The sequence below is a fragment of the Bradyrhizobium sp. AUGA SZCCT0222 genome (assembly GCF_018130205.1).
In the GTDB taxonomy this organism is placed as follows: Bacteria; Pseudomonadota; Alphaproteobacteria; order Rhizobiales; family Xanthobacteraceae; genus Bradyrhizobium.
In genome coordinates this window covers 37,100-51,477 of the sequence record NZ_JAFCLX010000050.1, presented here as the reverse complement: position 1 = coordinate 51,477, position 14,378 = coordinate 37,100, and the positions used below count along the sequence as shown (strand labels likewise).

Annotated in this window: 10 protein-coding genes; 8 read left to right on the top strand and 2 right to left on the bottom strand. The window is 59.5% G+C overall.

Annotation, left to right across the window (positions count from 1 at the left end):
• Positions 1–368 precede the first annotated feature (368 nt).
• Together JQ629_RS30465 and JQ629_RS30460 are read right to left on the bottom strand one after the other, a co-directional pair.
• On the bottom strand, positions 369–1,730 hold the full coding sequence (locus tag JQ629_RS30465) for an HlyD family type I secretion periplasmic adaptor subunit (RefSeq protein WP_212415750.1): 1,362 nt from the start codon (positions 1,728–1,730) through the stop codon (positions 369–371).
• 10 nt (positions 1,731–1,740) lie between these two features.
• A complete protein-coding gene (locus tag JQ629_RS30460; RefSeq protein WP_283815967.1) occupies positions 1,741–3,456 on the bottom strand; it encodes a type I secretion system permease/ATPase in 1,716 nt (571 codons plus the stop codon).
• 414 nt (positions 3,457–3,870) lie between these two features.
• On the opposite strand from JQ629_RS30460, the gene JQ629_RS30455 reads away from it, so the two are divergent.
• From JQ629_RS30455 to JQ629_RS30420, 8 genes are all read left to right on the top strand, one after another.
• Positions 3,871–4,959 carry a glycosyltransferase family 4 protein gene (locus JQ629_RS30455; protein ID WP_212415748.1) on the top strand — a complete coding sequence of 363 codons (1,089 nt, stop codon included), beginning with the start codon at positions 3,871–3,873 and terminating at the stop codon, positions 4,957–4,959.
• 142 nt (positions 4,960–5,101) lie between these two features.
• Entirely contained in the window at positions 5,102–6,250 is a 1,149-nt protein-coding gene (locus tag JQ629_RS30450) for a glycosyltransferase (protein ID WP_212415747.1), read from the top strand.
• A gap of 533 nt (positions 6,251–6,783) precedes the next feature.
• On the top strand, positions 6,784–7,062 hold the full coding sequence (locus JQ629_RS30445) for a hypothetical protein (protein WP_212415746.1): 279 nt from the start codon (positions 6,784–6,786) through the stop codon (positions 7,060–7,062).
• Positions 7,063–7,563: 501 nt separating this feature from the next.
• Entirely contained in the window at positions 7,564–8,814 is a 1,251-nt protein-coding gene (locus tag JQ629_RS30440) for a polysaccharide biosynthesis/export family protein (protein WP_249135385.1), read from the top strand.
• A 357-nt stretch (positions 8,815–9,171) separates the two neighbouring features.
• Entirely contained in the window at positions 9,172–10,359 is a 1,188-nt protein-coding gene (locus JQ629_RS30435; protein WP_212415745.1) for a glycosyltransferase family 4 protein, read from the top strand.
• A gap of 74 nt (positions 10,360–10,433) precedes the next feature.
• The gene (locus JQ629_RS30430; RefSeq protein ID WP_212415744.1) at positions 10,434–11,633 is read left to right on the top strand and encodes a glycosyltransferase family 4 protein; all 1,200 of its coding nucleotides are present in this window, start codon (positions 10,434–10,436) and stop codon (positions 11,631–11,633) included.
• Between the two features lie 275 nt (positions 11,634–11,908).
• On the top strand, positions 11,909–13,105 hold the full coding sequence (locus JQ629_RS30425) for a glycosyltransferase family 4 protein (RefSeq protein WP_212415743.1): 1,197 nt from the start codon (positions 11,909–11,911) through the stop codon (positions 13,103–13,105).
• A 57-nt stretch (positions 13,106–13,162) separates the two neighbouring features.
• Complete coding sequence (locus JQ629_RS30420) at positions 13,163–14,374, top strand: glycosyltransferase family 4 protein (RefSeq protein WP_212415742.1); 1,212 nt, start codon at positions 13,163–13,165, stop codon at positions 14,372–14,374.
• Positions 14,375–14,378: the final 4 nt, after the last annotated feature.

The following is a 14,378-nucleotide window of genomic DNA, read 5'->3' as shown; positions in this document are numbered from 1 at the left end:
TGCGGCGCTCCGAGGTTCCAGCGAACCTCTTTGAGTTTCTTTAAACCGAATTTATCGGCGCCAAAGGCACCGTTACGCACGCCTGTTTCTTGCACGAAGGATCTCCCGTCAATCACCGCACGACCTAGCCGTCGATCACGAAATGCGAATGACAATGAAACGCAAGAATAGTGCCACGATCTGGGGCTTACCTATTCAAGACGACGGGCAGGCATGCGACAGCATCATGCCGGACAGATTGCCCAAATTGCAACCGCTGGAGGTGTGAGTTCGCCGGTCAATTGAGCTCGGCCGCTGTTTTCTCATCTGGGTGAGTGGCGCCAGTTACCCGCCACGCCATGGCAAGATTTAAATCGCTGTTTGCGCGCTCAATCCCTGAAAGACGTATGCAGGGCGTCCGTCAGCGGCGACACGATATATTCCAGCGCCGTGCGCTCGCCGGTCGCGACCACGACGTCGGCCTGCATGCCCGCGATCAGCTTGTCGCGGTAGCGTGCATCGAGCTTGGCATCGGAGAGATCGATGAGGCCGAGAAAATAGGGCTGCTTAGTAACGTCGTCCACCAGCCTGTCATGCGAAATGGATGCCAGCTTTCCGGTCATCATTTGAATGCCGCGCGCGCGGAGCCCCGGGAAACGAATTTCGGCAGTCTGCCCCACGCTGAGATGCTCGATCGAATTGACGGGAAGCTGGGCGTGGACGACGAGCTTTTGGTTACTGGGAACGATTTCCATCAGCGACTCGCCGGCACGAACGACCTGTCCGACCGTGAACACCTTCAAATTCTGTACGGTGCCTGCCCGTGGCGCACGAATATCGAGGCGGGTGAACAAGTCCCGCGCCACGATCAGCTTTTCCTTCGCGGTGTTGATCTTCTGGCGCGTTTCCAGCAGCTGGGCCGAGACCTCCTCCTGGAATTTCTGCTCCAGCTGCATGACCTGCAGGCGAGCTTCGCTGATTCCGTTGGTCGCTTTCGCCGTATCCGCGATGGCACGGCCGATGATGCCTTCGAGGCGCGTGCGCTCCCTTTCCATGGCAAGCACGCGCGTGATCGGGATCAATCCCCGCTCTTTCAGCGAGCGCAGGCCCGTCAACTCCTCGTCGAGGAAACCGATCTGCTTCTCGGTCGATGACTTCTCGACGGCGATGCCTTCCATTTCCGACCTCAGCTGCTGAATCTTGGATTCGATCAGCGTGATCTGGGTCGCGCGCGAGCGCTTGCGCTCTTCGAATTGCAGCGTTTGGTCCTGGACGATCCTGGCCAGGACCGGGGACGCGGCCTGCCGCTCGAGCAGTTCCGGAGGAAAGGTGATGCGATCGCGGCGATCGATTTCGGCAACCAGCGACGCTTCGAACGCGAGCGCGCCGTCGAGTTGGCTACGCACCGTATCGAGCCCCGAGCTCGCCTGCAGCGGCGACAGGTTGACCAGCAATTGACCCTCGACGACGGACTGGCCTTCTCTGACCGAAATCTCGCTCACCATGCCGCCTTCGAGGTGCTGCACCACCTTGCGGCTGTCCTCGATCATGACGACGCCCTGCGCAACGACGCCGCGGTCGAGCGGTGCGACAGCCGCCCATCCCCCCATGACGCCGAAGGTGAAAATGATGAGCGTGTATCCGGCGATCGCCGTTTTGCCTTGCGCATGCACGAATGGCAGCGAATTGGGGACGCGGCGGGGAATACCGGCCTTGAAGCGCGCAGGAATTGAAAAGGGAAGCTTGAACATGATGACGTCCTCAGCCTGCCGCAGCCCGAACGGGCGCGGGAGGAGCGATCAAATGCTTGAGCACGTCGTGGCGGGGCCCAAACACCTGCGCCATGCCGCCCTCCAGCACGAGGATCTTGTCGGCGACGGTCAGTACGCTGATCTTGTGGGTAATCAGAATGATTGTGGTGCCGAACGAGCGAAATCGCCTGACAGCCTGGACCAGCGCTTCCTCGCCGCCCTGGTCAAGACTTGCATTGGGTTCATCGAGCACGACCAGGGCCGGACGATCAAAGAACGCCCGCGCAAGCCCGATGCGTTGGCGCTGACCGCCCGACAGCGTCGCGCCCCCCTCGCCGACCGCCGTGTTGTAGCCGTCCGGCAAGAGCTGGATCATCTCGTGACATCCGCAAAGTCGGGCGGTTTCGATCACCGCTTCGCTGTCGACCTCTTGAAAGCGCGCGATGTTCTGCGCGACGGTTCCGGAAAACAGCTCGATGTCCTGCGGCAGATAACCGATGTAGCGACCGCGTTCGCGCGGATTCCAGTGCGAAAAATCGAAGCCGTCGAGACGCACATTGCCTGACGACGGTCGCCACACGCCCGTAATCACCCGAGCCAGGCTGGATTTTCCGGCGGCGCTCGGGCCGACAATGCCCACGACTTCGCCCGGTCGTGCTTCGAACGAGATATTCCGCAAGGTGCTGCGAGACTGTTCCGGAGGCCCTGCGGTGACCGCCTCGAGCGTCAGATGGCCGACCGGTCGTGGCAGGCTCACCCGCTTCGGCTCCGCGCCGGCGACGGCGAACAGTTTGACAAGTCTGCTCCAGCTGTTGCGCGCGTTGGTCAGTCCCTTCCAGTTTCCGACGACGCCTTCGACGGGAGCAAGAGCCCGCCCGACAAAGATCGAGGCGGCGATGATCATGCCCGCGGAAATCTGATTGTGGATTGCAAGATAGGCGCCAAGCCCCAGTACCATCGTTTGCAGGAACATGCGGACGAACTTGGACGCGGCCGCCATCAACCCTGACCGCGTGCCTGCGATTGCCTGAAGATTGAGCACATGGGCGTGTTGCGCAATCCAGGTCTCGCGCAGGACATCGAGCATGCCCATGGCGTGAATGACTTCGGCGTTGCGCAGCGCAGATACGGCCTTCTGGTTGGCCGCGATCGACGACTTGGACGCCAGGCTCATCGGGCCCGTGGTGGCGAGCTCACTGGCAAGCGTCAACAGGAAGATAAGGGCTGAACCGACCAGCGCGATAGCCCCGAACCAGGGGTGAAGAAAGAAGCAGGTCACGATGAAGATCGGCATCCACAGCAAGTCGCACAGCGCAATCAGCGCGGGACCGGCGATGAACTCGCGAACAGAATCGAGGTCCCGCAGCGTTTGTCCCTGGGCAAGACGGGGGAAATGCAGGCCGGCGGAATGCGTTGCATCAAAGACCGAGCCGGCCAGCTTGCTGTCGACGGCGAGGCTGGCCTGAACCATCAGGCGCGAGCGCAGCATCTCAAGCAGCGCATTGATGATCAGGAGATAACCGACCAGCAGCGTGATGCCGAGCAGCGTGGTCTCGTTGCGGCTGCCGATCACCCGGTCATAGATCTGCAGCATATAAAGCGGGCTGGTGAATGCGAGCAGATTAATGAAGAAGCTGAAAACCACCGTCGTCATGACTGCCGGAACGCACGACCTCACGCCGTTGACGAGAACGGCGCTTGCCTTAATTGGACCAGACCCAGCCATTGCGAAAATCCCGCTCCACCATTTCGCGCTGATCCAACAAGGAAACATGCCCGCACACGTCCCATGCGCGCAGAATGTGTGCTTTTTGTTGCGCGGTGAGTTCCATCCCACCAATTAAATCCAGCCGAGCGCGCGCCTGATCACATCAAACCAAATTCGTTCCTAAACAATTAGCACGCTGCAAGATTCATGAGGCCGACATGCTCGTTTGGTTTGCTTTTGATTGAGCCTCTCTTGCCAGCACGGCATGTGCTGATTTAACGGAGGCAGCATGCGTGCGGAACGGTTCCCACGGATGGTTCGCCATGCCAGACTTCGCCATGCCAGACTTGGCACAACTCGAACTCACTCCCTCGTGCCCACTAACAAGGCAGCAGCCAACACTGCGTGCGTGAAAGCTGAAGAAGATCGTCTTTGAAAATTTGCATCAACGGTAGATTCCTGTCGCAATCGCTCACGGGCGTTCAGCGCTATGCCGCCGAAATGGTTAAGGCCATGGATCGCTTGCTGGCGTCCGGGCAAGCCGCGCAGCCCCTGCTCGCGGCGGAATGGCAGCTCCTCACCCCGCCCAACGCGAAGGCCGAGCTCGACCTCGCTGTCATCAGGACCAGACAGGTAGGCCGGCGGACCGGGCATGCCTGGGATCAGATCGACCTTGCGCGGGCGTCGGCGGATGGCCGGCTGATCAGCCTCGCCAACTCCGGGCCGGTTCTTCACCGTAATCACCTCGTCGTCCTGCATGACGCACAGGTGTTTCGCCGGCCGGATTTCTTCAGCCGGAGCTATCTGATGCTGCACCGGACGCTGGGCCATCTGCTGGCCCGAACCGCGACAATTGCCACGGTTTCCGAGTTCTCGCGGCGCGAACTCGCCGCCGCCTTGCGGTTGGCACCGTCGGCCATTCCGGTGTTTTCCAACAGCGCGGAGCATTTTGCGGCAACAGTGCCGGATTTTCGCGTAATCGACCGGTTGGGCCTCGTGCCCAACAGGTATTTTCTCTTCGTCGGGTCGATGACGAAGAACAAGAACGTTTCGCTGGCCATTCAGGCGTCGGAGCGGCTGGGCCGCGCGGATATTCCGCTCGTCGTGGTCGGCGGCGACAACAGCAAGGTGTTTTCGGACGGCCCCACCGCCGCAAAGGCCGGGGTTGTGATGGCGGGCCGGCTCAGCGACGAAGAGATCGCGGCGCTGTTTTCGCGTGCAAATGCATTTATTTTCCCCAGCCTTTATGAAGGCTTCGGTGTGCCCCCGCTGGAGGCAATGTTCTTCGCCTGTCCGGTGATAGCGAGTACGGCAGACGCGGTACGCGAAACCTGCGGCGACGCCGCTGCCTATTTCGACCCGCTCAACGTGGACGAGCTGCATCAACGCATGCTCGAAAGAATTGCAGCAGGAGGCATATCCGGCCCCGAGCGGCAGAAACAGGAAGCGCGCCTGGCAGCCTATTCGTGGGCTAAATCCGCTACCGCGATGTTGCGTTTTCTCGAAAAATCCCCAGTTTAAAATTTAAATAAACGTATTAAACCTGAACAAAGGCAGGAGCCCACCACATCGCGGCCCAATTATTGCTGCGTATGGGAATTAATTATCGTATCAGCGTGAAGAAAATGAAGGATTAAGGGTGCCCAGCAGTCAGGTTAGAACCATGAGAGTTCTGCATGTCGCCGAAACGATCCGGGGCGGCATCGCGACTTATCTCAACGAGCTGCACCCCCACCAGCGGACCAGCCTCGGCGCCGGCAACGTGCACTACGTGATACCATCCGGTCATCGGGCCGATTTGGTTGGGATCGAAGACGCGGAAATCACGGAATTCGGCCGTTCGGACCGGGGTATTTCGGGCCTGTTCCGGATGCTGGTGGCGACCCTGCGCGCTGTTCACCGCCAGCAACCGGATGTCGTTCACCTGCACTCCTCGTTTGCCGGACTGGTTCTCCGCCCGTTCCTGTTGCTGAGGCGCAAGCGGCCGCGGGTCGTCTACTGTCCGCACGGCTGGGCTTTCTCTCGCGAGACGGGCCGGCTGAGCCATCAGGTCACCAAAATCACGGAAGGTATCCTGGCCAGGATCACGGATCGGATCATCTGCATTTCGAGGGATGAGTACAAAGAGGGGGTTCAGGCCGGAATTGAAGCCGATCGCCTGGTTCTTGTGCACAACGGTATTTCGAAGCACCGTCCGCTGCTCGATACCGTCTCGGCGATATGGCCTTCGGAAAAGACCAGGGTTCTGTTCATCGGCCGCCTCGACCGCCAGAAGGGGTACGATCTCCTGACCGAAGCCGCCCGCGCGCTCGAGGGCCAGGTGGACGTCCGGATCGTCGGGGCTTCGGTGATCGGCAAATACAAGGATGAGGGGCGTGCGCTTCCCTCCAACGTCTCGTTGCTGGGCTGGCAGGATCGACACCAGATCGAGGCCCAGCTCGAAAAGGCCGATCTCGTCGTCATCCCCTCACGCTGGGAGGCCTTCGGCCTCGTCGCCCTCGAGGCGATGCGGGCGGCCAAACCGATCATTGCCTTTCGCATCGGCGCGTTGCCGGAAATCGTCGAAGATGGCGTGACGGGTGTGCTTTGTGAGCCGGCTTCCGCCGCCCAACTCGTTGAAGGGTTTCGGCGCGCGCTGAAGCTCGATCTGCCTGCGGTCGGTCTGCGAGGCTACGAGCGCTTCAGACAGCTTTATGACATCGAGAAGACGCATCGCGTCCTCAGCCAGGTCTATGCCGACCTCGGTCGAGGCGATCACATCCGATCCCGGCAACAGGCCGAACTGCAATCGGATTTGCCGAACAATTTCTGATCGTCGCCGCCGCCTTGCTGCGCCGACCTAATTTTTCAAAGACATTAAATTTTCAAAGGCATTAATTTTCAAACGCCTGGACGCCTCGTCGAACGACTGGCGGCCGGGCTTCGTCAAATCACCTGCCCAGCCACAGAAAGTCGACTGCGCCCGGCGGCTTATGGTCATTGCTCGCGGCGGGCTCGTTCCCGCGCTCGCGCCTGTCGGAGAACGACCACCGTATCAGGGCAGCGACGAGCAACGCGCAGGTCAAAAATCCCGCGGTGAACGCCAACAATGCCATCGGTAGGGCATCCATTTCGCCTGCCTCCCTTTTTCTCGTTTGGAGCGAGTATAGCTAGGGGGCCCGGATTAGTAAGTAGTTACGTCAATCCAGGAGACTCGTGCTTAACGGCTGAAATCCCTAACAAATATTGGACAACCGGCTATCGGTGCGCCGCGCGAAATATTGTTGCGCTGCAGGATCGATTTGCGGGGAGTTCCCCATGCCAACTCATGTATAAGTGGCGGACGCCCCTTAAGGAGGCTTCCATTTGGAAACGCTGCTGTACGTTCTGGCAGGCTGGTTCGTGTTTAATATCCTTTTCGCCCTGGCAATGTACTTCCGACCGATCCGGCCAAATCCTGCCTCAGCCGATAACCCGGCCAAATCTCACGCTGCGGATCCATCCGATGCCGCGAGCGGGCGTCCATCGCTGTTTAAATCGCCCGGTGGACCTGGCCATTCCATCGTCACCAGGGTTCTGTTCTTTGGCCACTGGCTAAGCGACCGCGTTCGTTCATCGATCGCCGCGAAGCAAGAACCCACCTAGCCGTTCAAATCCTGCGTCCGCCCGCCGTAGCCGATCCGGGACGGCTGTCCTGGGCGCCTGTACCACCCCGGGGCGGGCGCTCGGCAGTGCGCCGAGCGGCGTTCCGCGCCTGGTATTTCCGCAGTTTTAAGCTCGGCGTCCCAGGGATCGTTCGGCTGATCCCCCGGCCGGCCGCTCGACCTTGCATGTCGACCTTGATCCACCCGGCACCGCAGTCACCCGCCGCAGCGCATGCGCGCCGTCGCCCTTATATTAAATAGCGACGAATAATACGATATTTAATTCTCCCGCCGGGTATGAAGGCGAGATAGTGACGATAAAATGGCGTATTTACTGACAATACACGCCATGCTCAAACTTTAGCCAGGTTTTGCTCAGAACCCTCTCAGTGCAAGTTGCAAGAAGGTCACATGGCCGAGGCTTTACCTCGGAAGGCGGCCGCTCGGGAGTGACTTCGGATCCGGATGATTGCTACGGTTAAATGGGACGAAGAGTTTTAAATTGGACCAAGCGTATCACGAGGGTGCTGCAGTGATTAAAGGAAGAACAAAAGCAAGAGGGTTGATTTGTTCTTCTGCTCTTTTTGCGGCACTGGCGTTCGGCCTTGGCGGCTGCGCGGGCTTTATTCCGACGGATGCGCCGGATGGATCAGCGACGCATTCGAACGCGGCGATCGTTACGCAGCCGTCGGCACCGCTTCCCTACATACTGATGCCGATTAATCCGGTGGTGCTGCAGGCCACCAATTCCTTTACCGACGGGGCGGGGTTGGTGTTTTCCCGGTTGCCTGGCGGGAATTACCGCGATGTGACCATTGGTGTCGGCGATATCGTTACCGTCACCGTTTACGAGGCCCAGGCCGGCGGTCTGTTCATCCCGCGCGAAGCGGGCGTGAGGCCGGGTAATTTCGTCGACATTCCACGTCAGCAGGTCGACCAGTCGGGCAATATCAACATCCCGTATGCCGGTGCGATCAAGGTATCCGGCCTGACCCCGCGCGCGGTGGGCAATATCATTCGCGAACGTCTCAAGGATCGCGCCATCGATCCACAAGCCGTCGTCAGCGTTGCTGAGCAGCGCGGCAATCAGGTTAGCGTGCTTGGCGAGGTCAACACGCCGCTGCGCTTCCCGGTCGACCCCGGCGGCATTCGGCTGATGGGCGCCATCGCGCGCGCGGGCGGTCCCAAATACCCCTCTTACGAATCCACCATCACGATCAAACGAGGCGGTCGTACCTACAACGAGTCGATGTCGAGCGTGGTCCGTCATCCCGGCGAAGACATCTTGCTCGCTCCCGGCGACGTCGTCTTCCTGACACGAATTCCGAGGGTGTTCATGGTCTTCGGCTCGACACCGTCGCCCGGCTCGATCGGCGGCACCAACAACCGCCGTTTCACCTTCGAAAACGACAGCATGACGTTGGCTGAAGCGCTGGCGAAAGCCGGCGGTCTGGACGGCATCCGCGCCGATGCCAAATCGATCTTCGTCTATCGCTTCGAACCAAAGCCGCTGCTGGAGAAGATCGGACTGGAAGTGTCTCAGTTCCCGACCCAGCTGGCGCCCGCCATCTACAAGTTCGACATGAGCAAGCCCGACGGCTGGTTCCACGCGGACTCATTCCGTATGCGCGATCACGACGTGATTTCGGTAGCGGAGTCGCCGTCGACCGAGTTCATCAAGCTGATGAATCCGCTGAACGCGGCAACCACGAACGCGGCAAATATCAGTGCCACCATTGCGAACTCGAGATAGGCTAGGGAGCATCGCCCAACTCGAGTCGCAACAAGCGAGGATGGACGCGTCCGGGCAATCGATTGGCTCGCAATCGCGCCATGGACGAGATCCCTTGCCTTGATCAGGAGCCGGAACACATCGGGCGCGCGCCAGGACCCGCACGCTGTTCCGACATGCCCTGTAACTGAAAAGGCATGGCAGCCGATCGCGGGACTACCTATCTCTGCCAATCAAACACCGAAGCCAAATGCCGGAACGGCATGCCGCATCGGAACCCTGCTGCCGGTCGATGCAGATGGCCCGACTTCCGTCGCCTTCAATTTCCCTCGGCGAATGGAACTCTCGCACCGGTAAGCTTCCAACCTGAGGCGATCCTTGAGAATACTCATCGTCAATACGCTTTATCCTCCGGAGATCATCGGGGGCGCTGAAGTTTCCGTGTCGCTGCTCGCGCAAGCCCTTTCCCGCAACCACCATCAGGTTTCCGTCGTCAGCCTGCATGACGCGAAGAATACCGCGGTCAGCGATTTAAGGGGCGTCCGCGTCTACAGGCTTCAGATCGACAATGATTACTGGCCATTCGGCCAGGATCGAAAGCCATCGCGGCTGCAACGCCTGAAATGGCACTTGCGTGACACCTGGAACCGGAAGGCTGCCAAACGGTTCGCGGAAATCCTGGATATTGAAAAGCCTGACGTCGTCCACACCAACAACCTGACGGGATTTTCAGCGGCGCTCTGGTCGGAAGCCAGGCGCCGCAACATCAGGATCGTGCATACGTTGCGCGACTACTCGCTGATCTGCAAAAGGTCGACGCTTTTCAAGAATGGCGCTACCTGCGAGCGCCGATGCACGTCCTGCGCAGCCATGACCGCTTCGTCGCGGCTCGCCTCGCGCATGGTCGATGCCGTCGCCTCCAACAGCCAGTACGTGCTCGATCGACATCAACGTCTCGGATATTTTTCGGGGATTCCTGATCGCGTGATCTTCAACATTGCCGACACGAGCGCGCTTGCCCCCGCGGCGGCGCCCTCCGATGAGAATGACCTGACGTTTGGATTCATCGGGCGGATCGAAGCCGAGAAAGGCATCGATGTCGTGCTCAAGGCCACAGAATTGCTGCCCGACACCGGTTGGCAGCTCAAGATTGCCGGTAGCGGGCTCGAGTCCGATGTCCGGGAATTCAAGGCCCGTCACCCGAGCGACCGGGTGAAGTGGCTGGGCTTTGCCAGATCTCAGGATTTTTATGCCGGTATCGACGTCTGCCTGATCAGCTCGGTCTGGCCGGAGCCGCTGCCGCGCACCCTGATCGAGGGAATTAGCGCCGGCCGCGCCACAATTTGTTCCACTGCGGGTGGGATACCGGAGATATCGGGGTTTTCCAACCTTATCGGTATGTACCAACCAAGCGATCACCGCGAGCTGGCCGGACTAATGTTGAAGGGGATCGACGAGGCAGCTCGATGGAAAAAAAGCCGGCCTCCGCGACCAGACTTTGCGGAGAAGTTCACGCCTGAGACCATTACGCGCGAATATTTGGAGATGTATTCGGCCGACAGCTAGGGGGACAGTTCTGTATCAATGAGAGCAATTGCAACCAATCGCTATACGATCTCCGCCGGGACGGCTCATTTTTGATGAGGGTCCTTGTTACAACATCCCTCTATCCGACGCCGCTGGCCCCAAAGGTCATCGGCGGCGCGGAAATATTCGTACGCAAACTGGTCGAGGGCTTCGTCGCCAGCGGGGACAGTGTGGAAGTGATCCGCGCCGCGTCAACCCCCAACCAGCAAACGGAATCATGCGACGATGTCGATATCTATTCCGAGCCGGTCAGTAACATCTATCTGCCGTTCACCGAACAGCACAGCGCACCAATGCGGGGACTCTGGCACGCGGTCGAGGATTGGCGACGATCGACAAAATTGGTCGCCGACCGGATCAAGGCGTTCAGGCCTGACGTGCTGCATTCCAATAATCTGTCGGGCCTGACGACGGCGGTCTGGAAGGCCGCATCCGACCACGGCGTCCCCATCGTCCACACCTTGCACGATTATTACCTGACATGCCCGCGATGTTCGCGCTTCTCCCACGGCAGCACCTGCACGCACACCTGCTTCAGCTGCAAGATACTAACCGTAAGCCGCCGCACCGCGACCAGGCAGCTCAGCGCGATCGTTGGCGTGAGCCAGCGCATTCTGGATATTCACACGGAGTTGGGCCTCTTCGCAGACACCCCGCTTCGCCAGGTCATCAGACACGCTTCGGCACTTCCCCCGGTCGCGCCCGAGCCCAGACGCCCGGCCGACCTCCTGACGCTGGGTTTCATCGGGCGCCTCACGGAGGAGAAAGGCATTTACAATCTCGTCAAGGCTGTCGGCTCGTTGCCGCCAAACGCCGTCAAGCTGGTGATCGCAGGCTCTGCCAGCACCGAGATGAAGGAGCGGTTGCGTGCCTTGGCACCTGAAGCCCAGATCGAATTCCTGGGATTTGTCGCCCCCGAAACGTTCTATCGTCAAATCGACGTCGTGGTGATTCCACCGATCTGGGAGGAGCCCGGCCCCATCGTGGTCGCTGATGCCCAGGCCGCCGGCAAGCCCTTCCTCGGCACCCGCTTCGGAGGCATACCGGAGGCCGTCGCACGGGGCGCGGTCGGATGGCTTACGGCGCCCGATCCCGACTCGCTGGCCGAAAGCATCAGGAAGATGTTGTCGAATCCTGACGAAGTAACAGCAATGACCCGGAAGTTCGCCGACAAGAACAGTCAACGTACATTCTCGGAAGTCGTCGCCGAATATCGCGCGGTCTTCGAGCAGCTGCGCCGCCGTGAGGACTAGCCGTGTGGTGGGGAACGATGCGGCTCCGATTTCTCCTGTATCCTGCCGTCAGCTGAGCAGCCAACCCTCCCGCCGGCGCCTGTTAACAGGGATTTAATTTCCTGACGTCCTTCGGCAAGGGGACATTTAATACTGCACACGTTGTTGCGCGCAGTGCCGCGCGTTTCGGCTGGCAGCACCGCTTGGTGGAAGGTAAGGTCGAACGAGTCGATCGTTCAGGACCTGCTTCGCAACAAGGCACCGGCGGCAATCGATCGACACCGATGAGGCGATAGTTGAAGATACTTCTCGTAAACAGCCTTTACCCTCCGGAAATCATGGGAGGCGCTGAAGTTTCCGTTTCTCTGCTGGCGGAAGCACTGGCCCTCAGGGGTCACCAGGTTTCCGTGATTTGCCTTCACAAGGCGGCGGAAACCTCGATCAGCGAGATCAGGGGTGTTCGCGTATACAGGTTGCAGATCGACAACGACTATTGGCCATTCGACCAGGATCGAAAGCCGTCGCGGCTGCGACGACTTAAATGGCATTTGCGTGACACCTGGAATCGCGAGGCGGCCAAACGCTTCGGCGCGGTTCTCGATGCTGAGGCGCCCGACGTTTTGCACACCAACAATCTCACGGGATTTTCGGTATCGTTGTGGTCGGAAGCCCGGCGCCGCAAGCTGCGGGTCGTCCACACGCTGCGCGACTATTCCCTGATCTGCAAAAGGTCGACCCTGTTCCGCAACGGACAGACATGTGCCCGCCGGTGCCCGGCCTGCGCGACCATGACCGCCCCTTCCCTGATTGCTTCGCGTATGGTCGACGCCGTCGTTTCGAACAGCCAGTTTGTGCTGGATCAGCACCAGAAACTTGGCTATTTCGCCAACATCCCGGGCAAGGTCATCTTCAATATTGCCGACGTCAGCGAGGCGGCTCCGGTTTCACCGCCCGCCACCGCCGATCTGGTGTTCGGCTTCATTGGGCGGATCGAAGCCGAAAAGGGTATCGAGGTCGTACTGAAGGCGGCCGAACTGCTGCCTGACGCAGGTTGGAGGCTGAAGATTGCCGGAAAGGGGCTCGAGCAGTACGTAGGCGGCCTGAAGGCCGGCCGGAAGAACGATCGCATCGAATGGCTTGGCTTTACGAAAGCGGCGAATTTCTACGCCAGCATCGACGTCTGCCTCGTCAGCTCGGTCTGGCCGGAACCGCTGCCGCGGACGCTGATCGAAAGCATCAATGCCGGCCGCGCAACCATTTGCTCGACGGCAGGAGGGATTCCGGAGATTTCGGGATTTTCAAATATGGTGGGCTCCTACGAGCCGAACAATTTTCGTCAGTTGGCCGAACTCATGGTGAAGGCGGTCAACGACACAACGAGATGGAAAATGACGCAGCCGCTACAATCGGACTTTGCAGATAAATTTTCGCCGGAGTCGGTCACGCGGCAATACATGGAGGTTTATTCGGCCGGCAATTCGAAAGCTCCCTGACCGGGAATAGTTTCAAGCATCCATTTTTTTATTGTTCTTGGGGACGAGACTCCTTCAATGAGAGTTCTTATTACGTCATCCATCTATCCAACGCCGCAGGCTCCAAAAGTCGTGGGCGGCGCGGAAATATTCGTGCGTCGACTTGCCGAAAGCCTGGTGGACAAGGGTGACAGCGTGGAAGTAATCCGCGCCGCGTCCGCTCCCAACCAAACGATGGAAACGTGCAACGGCATCGACGTTTATTCGGCGCCGGTAAAGAATGTGTATTTCCCGTTCAGCAAACATCATAGCGCGCCGGTTCGGGCAGTCTGGCATGCGGTGGAAGACTGGCAGCAGACCTCGCAACTGGTTGCCGAACGTATACGGGCCTTCAAGCCCGATATCCTGCATTCCAATAACCTCTCGGGATTGACGACGGGGGTATGGAAAACTGCTTCGGACCTGGGCATCCCGATCCTTCATACCCTTCACGACTATTACCTGACCTGCCCTCGGTGCTCTCGCTTTTCGAACGGAAGCGCGTGCGCTCACACCTGCGTCAGTTGCAAGATCTTGACGGTCAGCCGACGCAGCACGACAAAGCATCTCGACGCAGTCGTGGGCGTGAGCCAACGTATCCTCGATATCCATACCCAGTTCGGGCTGTTTGCCGATACGCCACTGCGCACCGTCATTCGCAATGCTTCGACTGCCGATGTCGGTGACAAGGCCACGGAAAGTCCCGACGGAGTGGTTACCTTTGGATTTATCGGAAGGTTGACGCAGGAGAAGGGCATCTACAACCTCGTCCAGGCGGCTGCGGCAATTCCATCTCACCTGATGCGGCTTGTCGTCGCCGGCCATGCGACGGAAAGCCAGCGCGCGCATATCAAATCGCTGGCGCCCAACGCCCGAATTGATTTCCTGGGCTTTGTCGCACCCAGGGAATTCTATGAACAGGTCGATGTCGTGGTGGTTCCGTCAGTTTGGGAAGACCCAAGCCCGCTGGTGGTGGCCGACGCGCAGGCGGCCGGAAAACCGCTGCTCGGGACCCGCTTCGGGGGAATACAGGAAGTGATCGAACAGGATGTTACGGGATGGCTGACGGCGCCTGACCCCGGGTCTCTGACCAAGAGCCTGTTGCAGATCATTGAGTCCCCCCGGCAGATTTCCGATATCAGCCAACGGTTAAGAGCCGGGCTCAACAAATGGACCTTCATCGACGTCGTCGCCAGATATCGCGATGCGTTCGAGCACGTCAGGCAATCCCGGGGAGTGGCCAGATCATGATGGT

Bases quoted from the DNA above. Each gene is read 5' to 3' on its own strand.
- JQ629_RS30465 (WP_212415750.1), bottom strand. From the start codon at position 1,730: ATGTTCAAGCTTCCCTTTTCAATTCCTGCGCGCTTCAAGGCCGGTATT.
- JQ629_RS30460 (WP_283815967.1), bottom strand. From the start codon at position 3,456: ATGGCTGGGTCTGGTCCAATTAAGGCAAGCGCCGTTCTCGTCAACGGC.
- JQ629_RS30450 (WP_212415747.1), top strand. From the start codon at position 5,102: ATGAGAGTTCTGCATGTCGCCGAAACGATCCGGGGCGGCATCGCGACT.
- JQ629_RS30430 (WP_212415744.1), top strand. From the start codon at position 10,434: ATGAGGGTCCTTGTTACAACATCCCTCTATCCGACGCCGCTGGCCCCA.
- JQ629_RS30420 (WP_212415742.1), top strand. From the start codon at position 13,163: ATGAGAGTTCTTATTACGTCATCCATCTATCCAACGCCGCAGGCTCCA.